This is a genomic window from Rothia sp. HMSC064D08 (assembly GCF_001809525.1).
GTDB classification, from domain to species: domain Bacteria; phylum Actinomycetota; class Actinomycetes; order Actinomycetales; family Micrococcaceae; genus Rothia; species Rothia dentocariosa.
The window spans coordinates 844,302-866,298 of record NZ_KV797900.1 but is presented as its reverse complement, the minus strand read 5'-3'; the positions used below and the strand labels follow the sequence as shown (position 1 = coordinate 866,298).

The window sequence follows — 21,997 nt, the reverse complement described above, 5'->3', positions numbered from 1 at the left end:
AGGCAGTTAGAACCGAAACATTAACGGGGATGAATATGGTACATCAGCACAAGAATCATCATGCACCAAGCGCCATCGTAGTTGGCGGCGGCATTTCTGGGTTGTTGGCGGCGCGTCGTCTTACCGATGCCGGAGTGAACGTAACCGTCCTAGACCAGAACGATTATCTGGGGGGCGCCCTCGGCGCGCATAAGGTCGCCGGTTTGGTGCTAGATTCCGGTGCGGAATCCTATGCGACCCGAACCCCAACCGTGACAAACCTCATCAAAGAGCTTGGTCTAGACGACCAGATTGTGCATCCCAACTCCCACGGTTCATGGCTGTATCTGCCTCAGGGTGCCCGAAAGACCCCGAGTACTGGAATTATGGGCATTCCCGGCGATCTTTCCGATAAATCTTTGGCTGGTGTGCTCGGTAAAAGCGGTTTGCGCCGCGCTCGCATGGATAAGGTGCTTCCCGCCTCGGTTGGGGCAAACGCAAAGACGCTGGGCGAACTGGTACGTGCCCGTATGGGTAAAAAAGTACTCGATAATCTGGTTGCGCCCGTGGTCTCCGGGGTGTACTCGACCCACCCGGATATGCTCGATATTGATGCCGTTATCCCCGGCTTACGCGAAGGGCTGAAAAAGCATAAGTCCCTAGCCGCCGCCTCCGCCGCGATACGCGCTCAAGCACCCGCGGGTTCCCAGGTCGCCGGACTATCTGGGGGCATGCACCTGCTGATCGAACAGCTTATCGAGAAGATGCCCGCACCCGTGCGGTACATTCCCGAATGCGGCGTGATCGCGGTGGATCGTGACCCCATCACTAATGAATGGGTGGTAATTCGCCGCCGCAGCGACGGTGAGAAAGCTGCCTCGGTGGGCGCCGATTATTTGGTGATTGCTACCGATGGTTCCACCGCTGCGCGTCTGCTCGGACCGCATATTAAGGGAAGTTCTCTGCCTAATATTGACCCCGGTCCCGAGGTTGCTCTTGTAACGCTCGTTGTCGATCAGCCCGCGCTTAACTCGAACCCGCGTGGTACGGGTCTGCTGGTTTCCGAAGCCGTGACGAACGTGCGTGCCAAAGCGCTCACCCATGCCACCGCTAAATGGGCGTGGGTAGCCGAAGAGGCAGGCAAGAACCGCCACGTGGTGCGACTTTCCTACGGCCGCGGGGGAGAACAGAGTACTTTCTCCGACGTTTCTCTTGACGAAGACCAACTGATCACCCTCGCCTTGCGCGACGCCTCGAAACTGCTCGATGTGCCCATTACTGCCCAAAATCTGGTGGACGCAGATGTGGTTCGCTGGAACGGCGTGCTGCCTCTCTCAACGCCCGGATACCGCGAGCGTGTGCAGCTTTTCCGTGAACGCGCGGCAGAACTCGATACCGTCTGCACGGTTGGTTCGTGGGCCGCAGGATCCGGACTCGCCGCCGTGGTGCGCGATACCCAGGAACAGCTGGATCAATTCATTGCACATATAACACAAAAACGCGCCTCGAAGTGACGAAGATACTTGCGGCTGCCCGCGCAGTGCAGGCACCGTGTTAACCAAAGAAAACAGAAGACAAAACCTCACGAGTGAGGAGCATAACCGCAGGCAGACTAAGATCTGTTTGGCTGAGACTCGCAGGTGAACAGAAAACATTCAGCGAATCTTGGGCGGTTTTCACCGAAAGGAAGAAAATGTCTCACGAAGAACATCAGAATGCGGCTCACGGCTCTCATGGAAGCGGGTACGGGGGCGCGCCCAAAGGATATGCCGTGCAGCATTCCCCAGCTGATGAGAACAAACGCGGTCGTGAAGAAGGCGAAACTCTGCACTATACCCTGTACACCGTCTTCGCCCGTGCCGGGCAGCGTGCCGAGAGCGCATCCTCAGCGGAAGCTATCGCAGAGTTCGAGCAGCTCATCGAGGAGCTCAAAGCGGACGGCGTAACGCTACGCGGGCTCTACGATGTTTCCGCTATGCGCGATAACGCAGATGTTATGGTGTGGACCCACGGGCCGACCCCCGAAAAGCTGCAGGCAGCCGTGCGCAAGATTCGCCGTACCGCGCTCTTCAGCGCGACCACCATCGTCTGGTCGACTATGGGCGTGCACCGCGAGGCAGAATTCACCCGCAACCATGCACCCGCCTATGCGCGCCAGAAGGCACCCGAGGCATGGGTATGCGTTTACCCCTTCGTGCGTTCCTACGACTGGTACTACATGAATCCCGAACGCCGCGCCGAAATGCTCAAGAACCACGGCATGAAGGCTATCGATTTCCCGCAGGTGCTCGCGAACACCGTGGCAACCTTCGGTTTGAACGACTACGAATGGGTACTCGCCCTTGAGGCTCCCGAATTGGTCGATCTGGTCGATATGATGCGCCACTTCCGCAATACCGAGGCACGCCTGCACGTGCGTGAAGAAATTCCCTTCTACACCGGTCGTCGTGTGAACGCCGCCGATGTCGCCGAGGTGCTCGCGTGAGTGAGACCGTACGCGCAGGGTGCTGCGGGAACGTCCCGGACGATGTTTGCCCGAACGCTACAGACCCCGCAAATACCGCCTCCAACGGACCAGCAGTGCTCACCCCCGAGACGCTAAAGTCGTACCGGGGGGAGTGCGGTATTACACGCTCTCGCACCGCCGTGCCCGCCCCCTATGACCTGGTGATTCTTTCTTCCTTCGGCGGGCCCGAAGGACAGGAAGACGTGATTCCCTTCCTGCGCAACGTTACGGCGGGGCGCGGCATACCCGATGAACGTCTGGAGGAAGTCGCCACCCACTACCGCGCAAACGGTGGTATCTCGCCCATTAACGAGCAGAATCGTGCGCTTTTGGTGGCACTTCGAGAAGCCATGCAGGAACGTGGGCCGCATATTCCGATCGTGTGGGCAAACCGCAACTGGAAACCCTATGTGACCGACGTAGTACAGCAGGCTTATGAGGAAGGGCACCGCAATATTCTGGTGCTCGCCACCAGTGCCTACCCCGGGTACTCCAGCTGCCGCCAATACCGCGAAGACTACGGCGTGGCGCTGGAGAAACTCGGTCTTCAAGACCGCATGCGCATCGATAAGATTCGCCAATTTTTCGATGCCCCCGGGTTCGTTGAGGCCTTTACTGAGGGCTTAGAGAACGGGCTGAAACAGGTTCGCAGTACCGTGGCGGAGCGCATTGCTGACGGAACAGCGGCTGCCGGGAATGGGCGCATTCGCATTATGTTCTGCACCCATTCGGTGCCGACCTCTGCCGCTAATGAGGCGGGTCCGCGCGGAATCGACTACGAGGGTGGTTCCGCCTATGTGGAGAAACACCTGCAGGTGGCGCGCGCTATTCTTGCAAAGATCCGCGAACAGGACGAGAGCCTTCTGGATAACATCGATTGGGAGCTCGTCTATCAGTCGCGTTCCGGCTCACCCTCCACGCCCTGGCTAGAGCCCGATGTTAACGATGCCATCGATAAAATTGCCGGTGACGTAGACGGCATTATTATGGTTCCGCTGGGATTCGTCTCTGACCATATGGAAGTCCTCTGGGACCTCGATACCGAGGCGATGGAAACCTGCCGTAACCACGGTATCGTGGCGGTGCGCACCCCCACTCCCGGCGTGCACCCCGCCTATGTAGAATCGCTGCGCCGCCTGATTGCCGAGCGTATGGCTGAGCCTGCAGAATCCGGCCACGACAGGCGCGAAAGCGTTTTCGGGGAGTCCATATCCGGCGAACTCGGTTGGTTCGACGAATGTGACCCCGACTGCTGTAAACCCCAGCGCGGTCAGGAAAAACCTGTGATCGCGGAGTATACCCCTAAGAAAACCTGTGCCTGCTGTCATGAGCACGTATAAGCGCCGCCGTATATGCGGGATCCCATCCGAGTGATGAACCCGCATATACGGTACCCATAAAACCTGAGGAGAACCATGAGCGACCCCTATATTCTCGGCACCCGAGGCTCAGCCTTGGCGCTCACCCAGAGCACCCTTGCCGCTGAACACATCGTTCAGGTGTTCAACGCTCACTCCCGCGAACACGGTGCCGAACGCACCCTATCCTTTGACATCACCACCGTCAAAACCGACGGGGATGTGCTCACCGGACCGCTCGCAACCCTCGGCGGCACCGGAGTCTTCGCCGCCGCACTGCGCCAGCGCCTTCTCGACGGTGATACCTCCGGTGGAGTCGATGTTGCGGTGCACTCCCTCAAAGACTTACCTGCCGAACCGTGCCCCGGGCTCGTTATTGCGGCAATTCTTGAACGCGAAGACCCGCGCGATGCCCTGGTAGCGCGCGATAACCTCACCCTCGATACCCTACCTACGGGTGCCCGCGTCGGTACCGGGTCACCGCGCCGCGCCGCACAGGTACATGCCCTGCGCCCCGACCTTGAAATCGTTGATATTCGCGGCAACGTGGGCACTCGTATAGCCCGCGTGAAAGGGCTCGAAGAACACGGAAACCGCCAAGTCGTCGTGCGTGACAGCACCGAAACCGACGAAGCCGCACACCGTGGAATCGGTACCGAAAACACCGGTGATTGCGATGCCGTCATCCTCGCCGTTTCGGGGCTCAAACGCCTTGGCAAAGAATCCGTTATTACCGAGTACCTTGACCCCTCCCGCATGCTCCCGGCTCCCGGGCAGGGAGCGCTCGCTATTGAAGTGCGCGAAACAGAATTTGCTAACCCCGATACCGCGACCTTATTCGACTCTGAAATTTCCCGGCCCGTGCGCACCCTGGGGGAAGCGCTTATTGCTGCCGACCACTTTGAAACCCACCTTGAGGTCACCGCTGAACGTCGTCTTCTGCGCCGTCTTGAGGCCGGATGCGCCGCCCCCATTGGCGCCTATGCCACCGTCAAAGACGGCGATCTTGTGCTCACAGCAGTTGTCGCATCGCCTGACGGTACCGAAAGCTTGCGACACACGTCCGCCACTGGTGAGCTTGATGTTCCCGGTGCTGAACGATTGGGTATTCGCGTTGCCGAAGACCTGCTTCAGATGGGCGCCGCAGCCCTTGCCGGTCTTGAGGTGAAATAGAGGTGGCTCGTGTTCTGCTGACCCGCACGGCGGCTCAAGGTGCGCCTTTTGAGCGTGCTTTGAACGATTTGGCGGCGGAGCGAGGCATTCCGAAGATTCAGGTGGATTTTGCGCCCATGCAGCTGCCCCGTACAGTTGCGCCCGAGTATTCGCTGTTTTCCTTGGTGAGCTTAGCGGCGGACGGAGCCTTTCTCTGGGCTACTTTCACGAGCGCGAATGCGGTGCGTTCCTGCGCCGAGCTTTTTGGCACATCCTTTGCATGGGCACTGCGCGATGGCGGAACCCGGATCGCCTGCGTGGGATCCGCAACAGCACGGGCACTACGCGAGATCGGCCTGGAACCCCACTTCATGCCCGAAAAACAGGATGCTCTGGGGATGCTCGCAGAATTTCCTACCGAGGGCGCCAACCCTGAGCTGGGCATCCCTGAGAGTCTGCGTAAGCCGCAGAATACCCCGGAATCTGCCGCATTGGGCTGGGACGATATGCTTTCTGCTCAGGTGAGCGTGCTCGTCTTCGAAGGGGCAAACGCCCGCTCAACTCTGCGTGAAGGGCTAGTGGGATTAGGCTTCCGTGCCGTGCGTGCGGTGGTATATGAGATGGTCCCGGCGACCGCCTCCGTACTTGAGGCGGGGGAGATTTCTTGTGTGAATGCGCGTGAGCTTACTGCCGGTACTGGCTCGAATTCCGCCGCAGTAGACGTTATTGTTGCCACCGCTCCGTCAAGGCTCAAAGAACTGGTGGGGGAGAACCCAAACCCTGAACGAACCCCGCCGGTGGCAGCTATTGGCCGTACGACCGCCCGCACGTGCGAGGAGCTAGGGCTGCGCCATAGGACGGCTGCTTCTCCCACCCCGGAGGCCCTAGCTCTAGCAGCCATTGAACTGCTGCGTTCCGCCTAGGCGCTAAATAATAGAAGTATTTTAGAAAGGCTATGTCGATGAACCTTACCCGACGACCCCGCCGACTGCGCACCACCGCCGCGATGCGCGCCCTCACCGCCGAGACCGCGCTGCGTCCCGAGCAGCTTATTCAGGTGTTTTTCGTGCGCGACGGCATTAGCGAACCACAGCCAATTTCCTCAATGCCCGGCCAGTACCAGCACACTCTAGAATCTCTGATTCCCGCCGTGCGTCAGGCCACGGAGGCGGGCATTAAATGCATCGACCTCTTCGGGGTTCCGCTTGACGATGATAAGGACGAGGTAGGCTCGGCGGCCTGGGACGACAACGGTATTTTGAACCGCGCTATTGCTGCCTGCCGGGCAGAGTTTGGCGACGAGGTTGTTATTATGGCCGATACCTGCCTGGATGAGTTCACCTCTCACGGGCACTGCGGCGTGCTTGTCGATGATGGTTACGGCACCATGATTGTCGATAACGATGCAACCGTGGAACTGTACTGCAAGATGGCGGTGTCTCAGGCACGCGCCGGGGCGCACACGGTGTCGCCTTCGGGCATGATGGACGGACAGATTGCCGCAATGCGCGCCGCACTGGACGAGGCCGGGTTCCAGAACGTCTCTATCATGGCGTATTCGGCGAAGTATGCCTCCGCGTTCTTTGGTCCGTTCCGCGACGCGGTGGAGTCTAGCTTTACCGGGAACCGCAAAACGTATCAGCAGGATCCGGCGAACCGCCGCGAATCTCTCCTAGAGGTGCAGACCGATATTGACGAGGGCGCCGATATGGTGATGGTCAAGCCTGCCGGAAGCTATCTCGATATTGTGCGTGAGGTCGCCGAGTTTTCACCTGTGCCGGTGGCGGCGTACCAGGTGTCGGGGGAGTACGCCATGATTGAGGCCGCCGCAGCAAACGGCTGGATCGATCGTCGTGCCGTGGCGTTGGAGGCTCTGCGGTCGATTCACCGCGCGGGTGCAGACATGATTCTCACCTACTATGCAACCGAAGCCGCCCGCTGGCTGCGTGAAGACTAACCCTAGGGATACTTTATTGGGGAGTAAACCGGGCAAGGACCATGCGGGTACCAGACGGCAAGTTCCTGAGGGCACTGTTGATACCTCGCGGTGACCAGGAACGCGCATCCAATGAGCCATCAGGAACATGGGAATATGGTAGCTCCAGACGGTAGCAGGAACGATCTGCGAGCCGCCGGATAAACTCGCTTATCTGCTGATGCCACACTTCCCGGCTCTCAGGTGAATTATTCTCTTTGCCCCAGCCACAGACGATTGGCGCGTGCGGGAACTCGGTAAGTACCGTCTCTAATTCGGCAACCGCATGCTGGTCTAGGGAATAATCTATATTGTGTGCATTTGGTTCTACGAAGGTAAATAGATTAATAAGTAGCACTGTACGGGCGTGCAGCAATGGTGCAGAATGCGCGGGATCGAGAAAACGACAGGTTCCCAGCATAGCCTGAGTTAGAGCTTTTACCGTAGGATCGGAGGTTCTAAAGCTTCCGGCTAAACTTGGGTTTAACCCAATGAAAATAGCGGGTTCACCGGTTCCGTGAGTGTTATCAATTCTATAGCGGTATCTATGGAATCTTTCTATAAGTAGCTCAGAACTCCAGGTAATACCGTCTTCTAAAATACCCTGGCGCAACAATTTGGAGATTTCCATCGAGTTCCTTTTTTAAGTATATGTATTAGCCTACAGTTTTTGGAAATCCCCGCCAGCGCATCCATCATGAATGTACCGGCGGGGATTAACACGGCTAGGAAAGCAAAATCTAAGAATTATTTCTGGGCTTGCTTGCGGGTAATGCTGTCGATAATCCAACCTGTTTCTTCATAATGAACGGTAAGCGTGTAAAGATTATCGGCATAGTTGGTATTCCTGCTGCGCTTGTGCCGGCCATCTGCGCCTACGGTGATGATATAGGACCATCCCACGAAGAAATCCCAGGAATACACGCCGTTACCCTGGTGAACGGGGTCATTTCTGAAATCATAAGAGCGCTGCTCACCGCCAATAATCCAGCCACCGTCGTGGTACAGTTTTGCATCTGCGTTGTAAGCATTAATCTCTTCGACGAGGTTTTTAGACACAAACTTATATGCCTCGGTGTAATCACCTGTCTGCATGCCGTAATTGCGCCATTGCGTCCATGCCTTCATGCTTTTCATCATGCCGTCAAGGGTGGGTTCGGTGTAGCCAGGTGGATTTGTGGGTTTAGGAACATTCTGTGCCGGGCCGTAAATATCGGCCGCTCGGAACTCTCCCGCAGGAGCTTTAGACTTGCCGGAATACTTGGGCCCGGACGAGCTGGGGGCGGCACTGGGTGAATCGGCAGGTTCTGGAGGTTCGGTCTCAGGCGCGGCGGCGCTGCTGGTTGTCGTGCTGGGCCGTGCCCCGGGCTTGTCCTCGTCGTCGCAGGCGGTCAAGAGCGCTACCAGAGACGAAGCTCCTAGAAAACCGAACGCGGCTCGGCGTGTACAGGTGGTGAAGTTATTGCTGATGCTCATCGGTGAATTGGCTTTCTGAGTTGTAGTGGTTGGTGAATAGTCGGAAGTGATATGTACCCCCACAGAAGAACCTCAGTGTTGCACAGCAGGCGAGCTAACCGACGATGGTGTGACGCATACTCTCGGCCTGAATTAGCCGATCCGGAAGGTTTGCGCCCAGCCGCAGAACGTTGTGATCTTCTTTAGGGAAGGTCAAGGCAATCTTTGAGGATTCGCCGAGTACCTTGCGAGAGCCGCGTCTTATATCCGCATTTCATGGTGCGGATGCGCAAAACGGTACGCACAATACAGGGCAGAAGATCCTCAAAAGAGTGCCTCTAGTGCAACTGTACGACGAATAAACGTTTTGTGCGAACCAATCACAAAGTTTACGTAAAAAATATTTAATTTAATAGGATATTCTCAGAAAACCGTTGAAGAAATGTAGAAGATTTACTTTACTGTCATAACTTTTAGTGCCGGATTGAGAAGATATCGTCAAAAAGCGAAGAATATTCAAAGATAGGCTCTCCATAAAACGTGAAACCAGCATTTCTGCGATAGCGTCACGATATTAGAGAACCCATCTTTGTGCCTGTGCAGCAGAGCGAGGAAAACTCTAATGTGTCTGCTTGAAGGATGCGCGATCTGCCGCCTCCTGCGCGTGTTTACCGGCTGGAATATAGCCCTTAGTGATGCACACGAGGCGCGCATCCCGGCCATATTCTTCGAGCCGTTCTCGGTCGGCAGGGGAGTTATCGTCAGCCCAGCGTTCTTGCTCCACGCGGAAGGCAATCTGCCGAACCAAATACTCAAGATTGGGGTCGCGCAGCTCTTTCGTATATTTGTTGGCCCGAGGTACCTTAAATTCCAGATTCCACTGCGATAAATCTTTGGTATCAGGGTCAGTGGCATCTGGGTCTTGAGGCACCACGCGGTAACTCCTCAGCTGGCGGTATGGAATATCGCGCGGGTTGCGGAAAGGTCCCCGGCCGACCTGCAGAAGAGTGGGGGTGGAGACAAGGTACGAGTTCGTATACGAGACGAGCGCGACGATACCGGCAATATATCCGATTCCCAGAATAATAGCGTTATAGGGAACCGGCGGCGCGTATTCAAAATCGATATCGGTCAGCCGAAGTAAAAACAGGGCAATGGACGCGAAAAAGATAAGGCCGCTTATCAGCGCGGTAGTGCTCAGGTCATGATCTAGCGTTAGTCCAGATTGATGACCCGTCGTACGCAGGGGCTTGCTGAGCTTACCCAGGGTAGCGCTGTAGATTTTGGGCATACCTACAGCGCGGTCGTCTGGAGAAGCGCCGTGGAAGATGCGGTAGTTGCGCCGCCCAATACGTGCCGCTGCATATACCATCAGGAACGGGAGAGATAGGGCTATGGGGCGGAGTATTTCATTAAACTCCCAGAACAGCATGAAAAGGGACGCGTTAACAATCCATGCCCAAAGGTACAGGAAAAAGTGTTTATACGACCAAAACCACTTAGCGTGCTCGGTTTTGAGCGCATACTTTTTACGCACCCGCACCGGATAGACCGCCTCAATGAGCAGGCATAGCCCCAAATATACGATGAATGCTATAAGCCAAATATCCCGAAAGTCCATAACAGCATTCTACGTTGTTCGCTTTTGCGATGTTCACAGTATGGATGAATATCTCAGAAAATACCCGCCGTCAGCAAAGCTGAGAAGCTGCTGCTGGCGGCGGGCAGAGTCCGGAATTTATAACGAGATTTTGTGGGAAAGTGCTGGGTCAGAGGATGTGCTATGCCTTAGCTGCCGCACGTGCCGCGCCCGGGAGCACTTCAATGATGCGTTCCATCGCGGTATCGTCGTGTGCTCCGGAGAGGAACCACGCCTCAAAAGCACTTGGGGGAAGGTATACGCCAGCATCAAGCATGGCGTGGAAAAATGCCGTGTATTTGGCGGTGGCAGAACCCTTAATATCGGCGTAGTTGTGCACGCCGTGCTCGCCGGTACCAAAGGCAACCGAGAACAGGTTGCCCGCCGTCTGAATCGAATGATCCACCCCGGCATCGGTAAGCGATTGCGTCAGTGCAGCCTGCAGCTGTTCCGAACGTGTATCGAGCGTGCGGTAGAGGGCATCATCGGCAAGTTTGAGGGTCGTAATGCCGGATGCCACCGAGAGCGGATTACCCGAGAGCGTGCCCGCCTGGTAGACGGGGCCGGTCGGTGCCAGATGCTCCAACACCTCACGTTTACCGGCGAGTGCGGCGATCGGCATACCGCCGCCGATCACTTTACCGAAAGTGAAAATATCGGGAACCCAGCCGTTATCTTCGGGAGCAAATTTACCCCAGTACCCGGCAGACGAGACACGGAAACCGGTCAGCACCTCATCAAAAATCAGCAGGGCATTATTGCTCTGCGTAATTTCGCGCAGGCCGCGGTTAAAGCCCGGTTCGGGAGTCACCACGCCCATATTGCAGGGGGCGGCTTCGGTAATGACGGCGGCAATTCCTCCCGGATGCGTGGCGAAAGCCTCGCGCACAGCGTCAAGATCGTTGTAGGGGAGCACGATAGTTTCGGATGCGGTTGCTGCGGTCACGCCCGCCGAGCCGGGTAGGGCGAGAGTCGCCACGCCGGAGCCTGCTTCAGAGAGCAGCGCATCCACATGCCCGTGATAGCAGCCCGAGAATTTGATAATTTTATCGCGCCCGGTGATGCCGCGTGCCAGGCGAATAGCAGTCATGGTGGCTTCGGTGCCGGTAGATACCATACGTACCTGCTCGATTGCGCCGGGGATCGCGGTGTTGATGCGATCGACCACAAGCTCTGCGAGTTCTGCTTCGGGTGCGGACGCAGCGCCGAACGACAGTCCGCGTGAGGCAGCCTCTTGAACCGCCGCAACAACCTGCGGATGCGCGTGCCCAAGAATCGCCGGACCCCACGAACAGACGAGGTCCACGTATTCGTTGCCGTCAGCATCATAGATGTAGGGGCCGGATGCACGGGTCACAAAGGCGGGCGTGCCGCCCACGGAGTTGAAAGCGCGCACGGGGGAGTTTACCCCGCCGGGGATTACGGAACGGGAGCGTTCAAAAAGCTCTTCGCTGTGCTGGTGTGCAAGGTGGTGTTCAGCTGATACGCTCATGGGTAACCTTTCGTGTGTGGGCGCCTGAAAGTCTCTTATCCCATGATAGGCGGTTATCGGTCATCGGACAGCGACGCTGCGTCAATACTCACGGACCTGGGTGAGTTGGCAACCGAATATAACGGGCAGTTTAGATTTGTTTTCACATGCCCGATCGCCCACACTTTGCTGCCGCCGATGGGTCAGCATGGCCATACAGTCGCATGGCCGCCTAACGCTTGTTCGGGGTTATCTCGTGCTTGCTCGCCATCATGTAACGGTAAATGTGCTCGAAGAAGTCGTGGGAGACTTCAAAATGTCCGTACCGCAGCTGTTTCGCATAACTCCGCCATTCGGGGCGCTCGCGTGCTACCTCAATCGGACACGGATGCGGTGCATCCTGAAACACAACATCACGCCTGAACGGCTCAAAATTTTCGGCCATGCGGAACTGGTAGACTCGGTCGTCCACAATCTGCCCCACAGCGGTAAAAGCCTGAACTTTTTCACCGGAATTCATACCGGTTTTAGGGCTGTAATACAGAATCCAATCTCCCCGTTTCATGCGTGCCAGCGGTGCCTGTTTGCCGTGGCAAACCTGGCAGAATCCGCCCGCAACGCCGAGTAAAACATGATCGCGTGAGGCTACTCCAACCCAGTAGCGCATAAGAACCTCCTAAAACCGTGAAGAGTACCAAGAGTCCGGGGCTCACACGGTATTGATAAACCCCGGACTCCAGATTATGTCTTGAAGCGGATCTTTAGGCCCGATCGTGTACCGTCACCGCGTACCCGTCCGGGTCAGCAAAAATAATGCTCTCACCGAAAGGTCCGGGTGTTGGTTCTTGCAGAATGCGCACGCCAGCTTCCTTGAGCTTCGTAAGAAGGTTCCACACATCGCTACCGTGCATCCACAAGGCTACACCCAAACCGGGGCGCGAAATTTCGTCAAGGTTTACCCCGGGCAGCGGCTCGCGCACGGCGAAGGGGATGGGCTCAGTTGCGAAGACCACGGCATTCGGCGGCGCTTGCGGGGTGCGGCGCAAGCCGAGATAGGTTTCGTAGAACTTCGCGGAACGCTCAAGATCGCGCACCTGCAATGCGATGAAGCTAGGGCCAGTCACCGTCATGATAGTCCTCCTCAAGTAGACCATATTTTGCATGTCAGTATGCTGACATTAACAGCATATGTCAGAATATTGACATGAGGCAAGAGGAATTTAATCAACTTATTGGATACCGACTCAAAGAAGTGCAATCGCTGCTGCGCTCGCGCATGGAAGAGGTTCTGCGCCCGCTTGGGATTACCGTTGCGCAATACGTGTGCCTGGAAATTCTAAAATCTACCCCGGGTGCTTCTAACGCTGAGCTGGCGCGGCAGGCTTTCGTAACCCGCCAAACGATGAATACGCTTTTGCGAGGGCTTCAAGAACGCAGTTTGATCGAGCGAGCAGAACAAGCCCCCCGAGGTCGCGCGCTACCGACCATACTCACAGCGGAAGGGGAGCGTGTGCTCGATCAGGCGACCGGGCGCATCCGCGATGTTGAGCAGCACATGGTGGGTGGACTCAGCGATGCGAAACGGCAAGAATTATGGGATTTGCTGACGATCTGTGTTGAAGGGCTGCACGCTGGAGGGTCAAAGACCTGATGCAAGGAGGAGCAAAGTCTTCCCTCTAAGACTTAAATATCCCGTATTGGAGGAGATGTAATGCTAGCCTTGAAATGCCAATAAAGAACAGAATGGGGGACTCTAGCACCAGTTGCAAGAATCAGAATATTTAGACACTCACCAAAGAATTATTTAAATAATCTATAGAACGTCAAGGACCGTGGAAGGATGTACACCTGTGAATACATCAGTTTTTGTGAGTGCAGGTATTGCTGGTGGTGTGTTGCTTACCTGTGCAGCGTTACATATTACCTATTTGGGGATGAGAGCTAAACGTGAGAGCGAAGCAATGCTTCGGCGGGCACGATACCCGTGGTGGATTCTAGTGATTGTTGATATTTTTCTGGTGGGCTTTGGCAGTTTCTTTGCATTTGTTCTTTCTGTCATTCTGACGCCAAGCGCAGGGACTCCTATAGTCATCGTACTTTTTGCTGTACCGATGTGCCTAATATTCGCATTCTTTATTTTTATTATTCTCCTTATACGTGGTCTCACGATTCGGTATATCGAACTTGTTCCTTCGGGGTTTGTCTTTCGTAGTGGTTTTGGGCGAGTGCATAATATTCCTTTTTCTGATATCAAAGGGTACGATTATCGCCCAGCTCGATTTGATTTCGAAGGAACCCTTCGCGTGTCTATGGGAGATCGACACGCTGTGAATACTTCCCGCGGCGATAGGCTCCGCGTGATCAATCACGAAGGTAAAAAAATTCTTCAGACACAGGTACGTCATTCGGCCATGCCGGATTATGTGGGACAGTGCTTGATGTTTCGCGGTATGCAGGAACGATGGCCTCAGCTGGGGTACTCAGAGGATGAAAAAATTCTGGCGGAGTACACGAAAGATGTGGTTGTCAGGTATCTAACCGTTAATCGATGGCGACAGGATTTTTAAGGGAGGAACTGTGCATGAGACCTGGGTACCTCTCAGGGTATCCTGGTAGGGAAATATCACCGATGATATGGAGTTTCTATAATGGTTTTTGCCTGGATTGCCGTGGCAGTGCTATGTTCTATTCACCTTATTTTCTCGCTGGCACAATCTTGGGTGGAGTCTAAAAAACATCCGTACCGCGTACGGCGCTTTCATGGAGCTAACTATATTCTCTATATTTTAGTTATTGGATATCTGTATTTTGCTCCACTCATATTTTCAGGAGAATATGATGGGTCGCATACCATTAAGATAACAATCTTTGCATATGGTGGACCCATCCTGATATTAGGTTTATTTTTCCTCGTTGCTCAGCATGATATGAGTTATATCGATATAACCTCTGAAGGGTTCCTGACTCAGACCGTCTTCGGGAAAGAAAAATTTACTCCCTTTGCAGCTATTGACGGGTATATATACAGTCCCAAAAGGAAACGTCAAACCTTAGATGGGCAGCACTGGAAAATTACTCAAGACCTTAGCGATGATCTTTATCTGATAGATCCCTGGGGAAACACAGTTTTCTCATGTATTCCGGCCAAACCTCAAGAAAGAATCTTTGGCGCCTTGCTCTATGCGCGGGCACGTTCTGGTCGTTGGCCTGACCTTGAGAACCCTGAAGATGAACTTGTGATCATGAAACTAGCAGACTCCAAATATGAAGTAACCGATTTCTTGATGGAATACCCTCAAGTAAATGGATTTATAACGCCCGAACAGACTGCTGCCCCACAACAACCAATGCCGCCACAATACCCGCAGAACGCGTATCCTCAAGAGGGCTATCTGAATTCAGGTCAGCAGCCCTCGAACCAGCAGATGAGCCCCTATGGATACCTGCAGCAGCCCCACAACTATCAGCAGAATCAAAACCCACCGCAGGGGAGCGCATCGTAAAACCTGCAAGCCTCAGATAATTTCACCCGGAATATAGCCCCTGACAATAAACGGTGGGAGCAGAAACAGCCAAATAATTTCTGCTCCCACCGTTTACTGTGGAATTACTGAATGTCTTGCGGCATCAACAGGTTCTTACCGACCGGATGCTCATTCCAGAGGGCTTTTTCGGCGATACCGTTTGCTGCTTGAGTTTCGACAATGTGCTGATCGCTGCTGTTTCGCGGGTCAGGCCAGCGGGAGTTATACATCCTAAACGCCAAAACCGCGAGCACACGTTCCCCACGGTATATTTTGGGGCGGAAAGAAACTTGACGGCCGTCAGAGGAGAACAGCGTCAGTATTTTGTTGTTGTACTCGTACCAATAGCTGTAAGCGCTTACCTCGCTGTAATAGATGCGGGTAATCCGGCCGAAAGCATTTCGTTGCTCTACATAGTCACGCGCTGTCTCAACGTAGATATTTCTATAGTTGAGGTACGCCCAAACGGCTAAGGCATAAAAGATAACAACACACAGGATAAAAGATCCCAGGATTGAGAGTGATTGTTGGGGCGTTTGCGTTGTGTTTGGATGCAGCACCATATACACGATAAGAGCTGTGAGCAGAGTGCCCACCAGAGCCGAAATGAAGACCGAAATAAGGATTAAGGCCGGATGTCTGACGCGCAAAACGCCATCTGGACTTATAGGGAACTTGGCGGCACGGCGGGCATAAAGTTTATCAAAGGCAGTATTCAGAGGGCGCTGGATAATGCGGTGTAGCATGACGGTGATCTTTCTCGTTCGGTAAGTGGTCGAGAGGAAAATATGCCGTGCAAACAAGCGATACCGGAAGAGCAGTCGCTTGGTTGGTGAGTGTGAGCGGCACAAAACCCCTGAAACAATACAAACGTAGCACACGAGATAGGGCACAGGTTTGCTGACTCGTCACGGAAGCTTGCAGAATCCGCCACCTAAACGACGAGCCGTCACGCATTCATTGCAGAAGATCTACCGCATATGTGAGGCGCTATCGAGTTTTTTCATCACCTGAGTATCCTGATCGAAGAGCCAGTTCTTATCGAAAAGAAGGCGCACAAACGCCAGCCCTAGCCCCAGGGCCAAGAAGGTGAGGAGCGACTGCACGAAACCATTGGTAGCCGCGTACATATTCCCGCCCGAAAAATACGACATTGACAGATAAAACGGCACACCCGGAACCATCGTCACCACAGCAGGCACCGACAAGGAGATACGAGAATATTTACGCCCGTGCAGCGGCGCCACGATCTCCGCCATAATGCCGACCCCGAACACCGCGACCGTCGCCGCCATATGGGGAGCCCAGCCCGCCTCCACAAGCCAAATACGCGCCGGGTTAGCGATAGCGGCAATAACGCCGCCCCATACGCACGCCACGGGAGATGCGGCAAAGAGCATGGCAAACCCGGCGGCAGCAACTCCCGATGAGATAACCTGCAGCAGGATATATAACCCCACCGGAATATCCGGGCGAATATTTTGCAAAAGCGGAATCTCGAAGAGCGAGGCAAGAACCCACACCGCGAAAGACCCGCTCACCAAAAGTACCGCCACATAGGTCAGGCGTGAAACACCGGCCAGGAAATCCATACGGGAAATATCGAGCATGCCGGTCACCATAGGGAATCCTGGCACCAAGAACAGAATTGAGGAGATGAACCCCACCATATGGTCGCTTCCCACGAGGTTTAGAGCCACCAGAAGCCTAATAATTCCAATATAGGTTCCTGCCCCAAGAAATCCGCACGCCATCCAAATCGCCATATGGCTTGTACCGCGCTTCATCAGGGTAGAACGCAAAAATTGCCCGGCACCAGCGGCAATAAACACGACGAGGCATTCCACCAGACCACCCCTGTTGAGGAAGGCGAACCCGGTACAGGCTACGGCGGAGGCGAGGGAGAGCATCCAGCGTTTGTAGAGATGCGGCATGGAATCGATGCGGGTAATCTCGGCATCAGCCTCAGATGGAGATATGCGATCGGGAAGCTCAGAAATGAACTTACCCAACAGGTCAATCTTGTAGGAATTAATGCCCATCGTGCGCTGCTCGGCAACTTCAGTACGGAAATTACCGTCTGCATATGATGAGGTGGCGATCTCTGTGAAGGTCACTTGCGCATGATGTTCCTGCAGCCCCACGGCCTTCGCTAAACGCGCCATTGATGCCTTGATACGGTAGGCACTTGCCCCCGATTTCATGAGGATTCTGCCGAGCTTGAGGACCACCTGCGATTGCGACACGATATATTTGTGTTGCTCGCGGGAGGAACCGAGATAGATACTGTACGTGTTGGTGTCTTGATATTCCATGACAATTCTGAATGCTGATGTGATACATAACCGGCGCGCTGCATTGCGCCTTGGGGCGAGAACCCCTACCTCTTTAGCATAGGCGTTAGCGGCGCGCAGGTATAGTGCCGGACGTATTGAAAACCGGCGAGATAATCTTCGCGATACTTAGTCAATAGGGGAGTTAAGCAGCCTCAACAGACTCTGTTCAACGTGACGAAATCAACGAGGCTGATAGAGAATTAGCGGCGTATTGGCCACCGACCGTCGATAACCTCGTTCTCTTTACCCGGCTTAGTGCGCAGCCAGTCCTGGAAATCGCGCGCCTGATCAAGCGACCACTGAACCTGATGCGTGTGGAGGGCAGCGGCATCTGTGGCAATCTCGGGGAAACGCTCGGCGAGCTTAACGAGTAGTCGCTCGGCGGCGAGGGCATCCGCCTTAGATGTGTGGGCGTTCTCTAGAACCACACCGTGCTCGGTGGTGAGGGTTTCGAGCTTGCGGTTGCCGCGTTTGCGGGGAATAACGTGCTTATGAATCACGTACGGGTCAAGAATGTGCCCGGCGGGAAGCTCGCCGTGGGCGATGTTATAGCGGAGCATCTCGTGGTGAAGCACCGAAAAATCGTAGGCGGCGTTAAACGCGATGACGGGTATGCCGTCTAGGAAGAGCGAACCGATCGCACCCGCGACCTCCCAGATCACCTGCTGGGCAGGTTGTCCGTGGGAGCGCGCATATTCGGTTGTGATACCGTGCACGGATGCGGCACCTTCGGGAATCTCAATGCCGGGGTTAGCCAGCCACTCGCCAGCTCGCTGCACGCTCCCATCCGGGTTCAGCAGAAGCAGCGAAGCGGTCACGATGCGGGCGGTGGTCACATCGACACCGGTGGTCTCTAAATCGAAGGTTGCGCGAGGGGCATCTATCCAGCTCATAGCTCAAGCCTAGCGGAGTTCGCGTGTAAATGCCCGATGCTTCGTGACGTTCTCAGGCAGAGGACACGTCTGCGTAGCGCCGAGAAACCCCGATAAACTTAAAGCCATGACGGCTACACTCATCCTGGGGGCGCCCGGTACGGGCAAGACTGAGCGCGTGATTACGGCGGCGGTAGATTTTCTAAACGCCGGGGGCGATCCCGCGCGGCTTTTGGTGCTGACCCCTACCCGCGCGGGTGCTACTCGTGTGCGCGATGAGCTGGCACGGCGTATTGACCGCAGCATGTCTACCGCGCCCACTCGCGCGTGGGCTGCGTATGCCTTCGATCTGCTGCGTCGCGCGCATGTGTCGGGACTTTTGCCCGGGGTGGAGTTCGCTCCGAAGCTGCTTTCCGGACCCGAACAGGATGTGATGATCGGCGAAATCCTGGCGGGGCACCGCGAAGGCAAAGGCGCGGCGGTGCGCTGGCCCGCCGATTTGCATGAGGCACTAGGTACGCGTGGTTTCCGCCAGGAGATTCGGGACTTTTTTGACCGTATTGCCGAATATGCGCTAACCGCCGAAGAACTTGAAAACCTGGCGCAAACCCTGGACCGCCCGGCCTGGCATTCGGTGGCGCAGCTCTATACCGAGTACCAGCAAATTCGTCGTCTGCGTGCCCCAAACGCTTACGATCCCGCCGCGTTAATCCATGAGGCGTGCGCCTTCCTGCTGGCAAACCCCAAATATTTGCGGGAAGAACGCGCGCGCTTCGACTTGATCCTGATTGACGATGCGCAGGAACTTAGCCCCTCCGTGTATCGGCTGATGCGCATCCTAGTAGGGCGCGAGCCGGCGCAGGTTCTTGCCACATACACGGGCGATCAGCGCGAGGCAGTGGAGGCCGCATTTGCCCCGTTCGCACGGGTGTTAATTACCTGCTGCACCGAAACCGTGGTGCAGGGGTTCCGCGGTGCGCGCCCCGACCTAGCGGCGACTTTACCCCAGATTTTCCCGGAATTGCAGCGAGAAGAACTGAAGACTTCGTACTGCATGAATGCGCCCATCACCCTGGCTTGGCGGAATATCGCGCGTCGGCTCCCCGTGATTGCGAATGTACCTACGCCGCGCAAACCGCAGGCCGCACCGAGTAAATATGAGGAATCTGCGCTCCTGCGCCTCAGCGATGATGGTGACCTGCTTGATCCGCGGCACTCTGATGAACTTCCCGAGGGGGTTTTCGGGTACCTTCTGGGTTCTCCTCAGGACGAGGCGAACCAGGTAGCACAACTCCTTCTTGAGGACTATCTGTACCGGGGAGCGGCGTATGCGCGTTCGGCGATTATCGTGCGAAGCGGCACCGAAGTTTCGCGGTTCCGGCGTGTTTTGGCGGCATCCGGCATCCCTACCGTGACGGGTGCAGCGCTGGTTCCGGTGCGTGATGAACCCGCTGTACGCCCTTTCCTGGATGCGCTTTCTCTGCTGGTTTATGCCCGTCAGCAAAGCGCCGACTACCTGAAACTGCCGGATCATAACGATTTTGACGGGAGCCTCACGGAGAATATAACCCCCGAAGCTGTCACGGAGGCGGGCACACGTTCTGCCGATGACGAGGCCGAAAAGCTTGCGCGGCAAAGCCTAGCCGATGTTCTCGCCGAAGAAAATCGCACAAATCCCGGCAGCGGCGCTCACAACGCGATTACCTTGCTGACTTCGCGGCTTGGGGGCGCATCCAGCATGGAAGTGCGCCGTCTACGTCAGCAGCTTCGCGCCGCAGAACTGCGAGCGGGCGGGCACCGTTGTAGCGACGATCTTCTGCTGGGCGCCCTCTTGAACCCGCAGGCACTTCCGGCGCAAGGTATCGGTGCGGCGGTACGCCGCGTGGCACGTGTACTTGCCGCTGGACATAAGGCCCTCACCGAACGCGGCGCCAACGCCGAAACCGTACTCTGGGCACTGTGGCAGGCAAGCGGACTCGAAAAAATTTGGGTGACCGAAAGCGCGCAGACCGGGCCGGAAGCCGAGCGGGCGCATCGAAATCTTGACGCCATGATAGGGCTTTTTGAGGCGGCTACTCGTTTCGTCGACCAGATGCCCGGTTCCTCCGCTGAGCTGTTCCTCGACTATATCGATGCCCAAGACCTTCCCATGGATACTCTCGCGGCGCGCGGCAAACGCTACGATGCGGTTGAAATCCTCACCCCGGCACTCGCGGTGGGCAGGCACTGGCAGACCGTCTACGTCTGCGGGCTGCAGGATGGAACCTGGCCGAATACGACGGTGCGAGGCTCGCTCCTCAAAGCTGGTGAGCTGACCGACATCTGCGATATGGGTATTGCCGCAGCTCAGCAGGTGCGCATGAGCGACCGTGTGCGGGCGGTGCGGCACGACGAATTACGCATGTTCTCCACGGCAATATCGCGGGCGAACGAAAGGCTCGTTGTCACCGCCGTGAGCTCAACGGAAGACGCACCCAGCGAATTTTTCGATATTCTCGTGCCGGATGCGCGCACCGCCGACATCACCCACGTGCGCCGCCCTATGACCCTGCGCGCCCTCGTCGCGGAACTGAGGCGGTATGCGCAGGCTCAAGACACAGACCCTACCTTGGCAAATGCTGCGGCAGCACAGCTCAACAGGCTGGCGCAGGCGGGGGCACCCGGAGCAGCCCCGGAACAGTGGTGGGGACTTTTACCTCTCTCGACCGAGCAGAATGCGTTTACACCGCATCCACACCGCGACAGCTTGCCGACTGAATCTGGTGACCCCGAAAAACTCACAGTTCCGGTATCGCCCTCGCGTATCGAGACGATTCATAAATCGCCCCTGGACTGGTTCGTATCGGCGGCTCGTGCCGAGGCGCAGACCGATACCTCGCGCTCGCTGGGAACGCTCATTCACGCGATCGCAGAAGAGTACCCGGATGCCGATTATATGACCCTGCGCGGTCAGCTTGAAGAACGCCTGAGTACGCTTGCGCTGCCTGATACTTGGGAGGGGCAGCAGATACGTGAACGTGCCGAGAAAATGGTGGATAAACTCGCGGTGTATATCAATGAGATTATGCCGGGTGATCACCGCGAACTCGTGGGTGTCGAGGGGTCCTTCCGGGTTTTGGTTCCCGGCGATACCGTGAACGCCCAGATCTCTGGGCGAGTCGATAGGCTGGAGAAAACCGAGGACGGCCGATACGTCATCGTTGATTTGAAGACGGGCAAGACCAAACCCAATAAAAACCAGATCGCCGAACATGCTCAGCTTGCCGCCTATCAGGTAGCGGTAGAGGCGGGCGCCGGGGATGCCATGAGCCGTGATTTCGGCGTTGAGCCTGACGGTCTTGATATTCCTGCCGGGCTTGAGCACCGCGAGGCGGCGCCCCAGCGTTTCGAGGTTTTCACGCGCAAATCCGGGGGAGCCGCGCTCGTGCAGCTGGGCGACGGCACCGCAGCAACCTCCCGAAACCGCCCGCAAGAGCAAGATGCGCTCGACCCAGATACCGGTATCTGGGCGGTTCAGCTGGTTCAGCGTGCGGCGGAGCTGATCGCCGGTGCTGTTATGCAGACGCGGCATCGGCCCGGGGAAACCTGCCGACTGCCGGAAATTTGCCCTCTATGCCCGCAGGGACGCCAGATCACTCAGGACTAGCCCGGCAACGGCACTTTCGGCTCGCTCGTGTGCCGGGCAGACAACCCCGGCAGAAACGACAGGCTCCCACAGGACACTAGTTAG

General features: G+C 56.1%; 19 protein-coding genes. 10 read left to right on the top strand and 9 right to left on the bottom strand.

Features of this window, described 5'->3' with window-relative positions; genetic code table 11:
- Positions 1–29 precede the first annotated feature (29 nt).
- From hemG to hemB, 6 genes are all read left to right on the top strand, one after another.
- Positions 30–1,493: a protoporphyrinogen oxidase gene (hemG, locus tag HMPREF2625_RS10435; RefSeq protein WP_070524386.1), complete on the top strand. Its 1,464-nt coding sequence runs from the start codon at positions 30–32 to the stop codon at positions 1,491–1,493.
- A gap of 179 nt (positions 1,494–1,672) precedes the next feature.
- Positions 1,673–2,464, top strand: coding sequence for a hydrogen peroxide-dependent heme synthase (gene hemQ / locus HMPREF2625_RS10430; RefSeq protein ID WP_013397467.1), 792 nt, complete (start codon positions 1,673–1,675; stop codon positions 2,462–2,464).
- Positions 2,461–3,825: a ferrochelatase gene (locus HMPREF2625_RS10425; RefSeq protein ID WP_070524384.1), complete on the top strand. Its 1,365-nt coding sequence runs from the start codon at positions 2,461–2,463 to the stop codon at positions 3,823–3,825. Before hemQ ends, HMPREF2625_RS10425 begins: the two co-directional genes overlap by 4 nt.
- A gap of 75 nt (positions 3,826–3,900) precedes the next feature.
- Positions 3,901–5,016 (top strand): hydroxymethylbilane synthase, encoded by a 1,116-nt coding sequence (gene hemC / locus HMPREF2625_RS10420; protein ID WP_070524382.1) that lies wholly within the window; start codon positions 3,901–3,903, stop codon positions 5,014–5,016.
- A gap of 2 nt (positions 5,017–5,018) precedes the next feature.
- Positions 5,019–5,918: a uroporphyrinogen-III synthase gene (locus HMPREF2625_RS10415; RefSeq protein ID WP_070524380.1), complete on the top strand. Its 900-nt coding sequence runs from the start codon at positions 5,019–5,021 to the stop codon at positions 5,916–5,918.
- Positions 5,919–5,956: 38 nt separating this feature from the next.
- Positions 5,957–6,952 carry a porphobilinogen synthase gene (gene hemB / locus HMPREF2625_RS10410; RefSeq protein ID WP_070524485.1) on the top strand — a complete coding sequence of 332 codons (996 nt, stop codon included), beginning with the start codon at positions 5,957–5,959 and terminating at the stop codon, positions 6,950–6,952.
- A 13-nt stretch (positions 6,953–6,965) separates the two neighbouring features.
- Here the strand turns inward: hemB and HMPREF2625_RS10405 are convergent, their stop codons facing one another.
- The 6 genes from HMPREF2625_RS10405 to HMPREF2625_RS10380 all read right to left on the bottom strand — a co-directional run bounded on the left by HMPREF2625_RS10405 (position 6,966) and on the right by HMPREF2625_RS10380 (position 12,665).
- Positions 6,966–7,601, bottom strand: a complete 636-nt coding sequence (locus HMPREF2625_RS10405; protein ID WP_070524378.1) for a DUF1643 domain-containing protein — start codon at positions 7,599–7,601, stop codon at positions 6,966–6,968.
- A 116-nt stretch (positions 7,602–7,717) separates the two neighbouring features.
- A complete protein-coding gene (locus HMPREF2625_RS10400) occupies positions 7,718–8,446 on the bottom strand; it encodes a DUF6318 family protein (protein ID WP_037231075.1) in 729 nt (242 codons plus the stop codon).
- 598 nt (positions 8,447–9,044) lie between these two features.
- Complete coding sequence (locus HMPREF2625_RS10395; RefSeq protein ID WP_070524376.1) at positions 9,045–10,046, bottom strand: hypothetical protein; 1,002 nt, start codon at positions 10,044–10,046, stop codon at positions 9,045–9,047.
- A 160-nt stretch (positions 10,047–10,206) separates the two neighbouring features.
- Positions 10,207–11,556, bottom strand: coding sequence for a glutamate-1-semialdehyde 2,1-aminomutase (gene hemL / locus HMPREF2625_RS10390; RefSeq protein WP_070524375.1), 1,350 nt, complete (start codon positions 11,554–11,556; stop codon positions 10,207–10,209).
- 211 nt (positions 11,557–11,767) lie between these two features.
- Positions 11,768–12,202, bottom strand: coding sequence for an EVE domain-containing protein (locus HMPREF2625_RS10385; protein ID WP_070524373.1), 435 nt, complete (start codon positions 12,200–12,202; stop codon positions 11,768–11,770).
- A gap of 94 nt (positions 12,203–12,296) precedes the next feature.
- The gene (locus HMPREF2625_RS10380; RefSeq protein ID WP_070524371.1) at positions 12,297–12,665 is read right to left on the bottom strand and encodes a VOC family protein; all 369 of its coding nucleotides are present in this window, start codon (positions 12,663–12,665) and stop codon (positions 12,297–12,299) included.
- A gap of 74 nt (positions 12,666–12,739) precedes the next feature.
- Here HMPREF2625_RS10380 and HMPREF2625_RS10375 point away from each other — a divergent pair, with 74 nt between their 5' ends.
- From HMPREF2625_RS10375 to HMPREF2625_RS10365, 3 genes are all read left to right on the top strand, one after another.
- Positions 12,740–13,186: a MarR family winged helix-turn-helix transcriptional regulator gene (locus HMPREF2625_RS10375; protein WP_070524369.1), complete on the top strand. Its 447-nt coding sequence runs from the start codon at positions 12,740–12,742 to the stop codon at positions 13,184–13,186.
- 199 nt (positions 13,187–13,385) lie between these two features.
- Complete coding sequence (locus tag HMPREF2625_RS10370; RefSeq protein WP_004005085.1) at positions 13,386–14,102, top strand: hypothetical protein; 717 nt, start codon at positions 13,386–13,388, stop codon at positions 14,100–14,102.
- 81 nt (positions 14,103–14,183) lie between these two features.
- Positions 14,184–15,038 (top strand): hypothetical protein, encoded by an 855-nt coding sequence (locus HMPREF2625_RS10365; RefSeq protein WP_070524367.1) that lies wholly within the window; start codon positions 14,184–14,186, stop codon positions 15,036–15,038.
- A gap of 104 nt (positions 15,039–15,142) precedes the next feature.
- On the opposite strand, the gene HMPREF2625_RS10360 is transcribed toward HMPREF2625_RS10365, so the two are convergent.
- The 3 genes from HMPREF2625_RS10360 to HMPREF2625_RS10350 all read right to left on the bottom strand — a co-directional run bounded on the left by HMPREF2625_RS10360 (position 15,143) and on the right by HMPREF2625_RS10350 (position 18,288).
- Positions 15,143–15,805: a hypothetical protein gene (locus tag HMPREF2625_RS10360; RefSeq protein ID WP_070524366.1), complete on the bottom strand. Its 663-nt coding sequence runs from the start codon at positions 15,803–15,805 to the stop codon at positions 15,143–15,145.
- A gap of 225 nt (positions 15,806–16,030) precedes the next feature.
- Positions 16,031–17,374: a threonine/serine exporter family protein gene (locus HMPREF2625_RS10355; RefSeq protein WP_070524364.1), complete on the bottom strand. Its 1,344-nt coding sequence runs from the start codon at positions 17,372–17,374 to the stop codon at positions 16,031–16,033.
- Between the two features lie 221 nt (positions 17,375–17,595).
- Positions 17,596–18,288 carry a 3'-5' exonuclease family protein gene (locus HMPREF2625_RS10350; protein WP_070524362.1) on the bottom strand — a complete coding sequence of 231 codons (693 nt, stop codon included), beginning with the start codon at positions 18,286–18,288 and terminating at the stop codon, positions 17,596–17,598.
- A 106-nt stretch (positions 18,289–18,394) separates the two neighbouring features.
- Here HMPREF2625_RS10350 and HMPREF2625_RS10345 point away from each other — a divergent pair, with 106 nt between their 5' ends.
- Positions 18,395–21,913 (top strand): PD-(D/E)XK nuclease family protein, encoded by a 3,519-nt coding sequence (locus HMPREF2625_RS10345; RefSeq protein WP_070524360.1) that lies wholly within the window; start codon positions 18,395–18,397, stop codon positions 21,911–21,913.
- Positions 21,914–21,997: the final 84 nt, after the last annotated feature.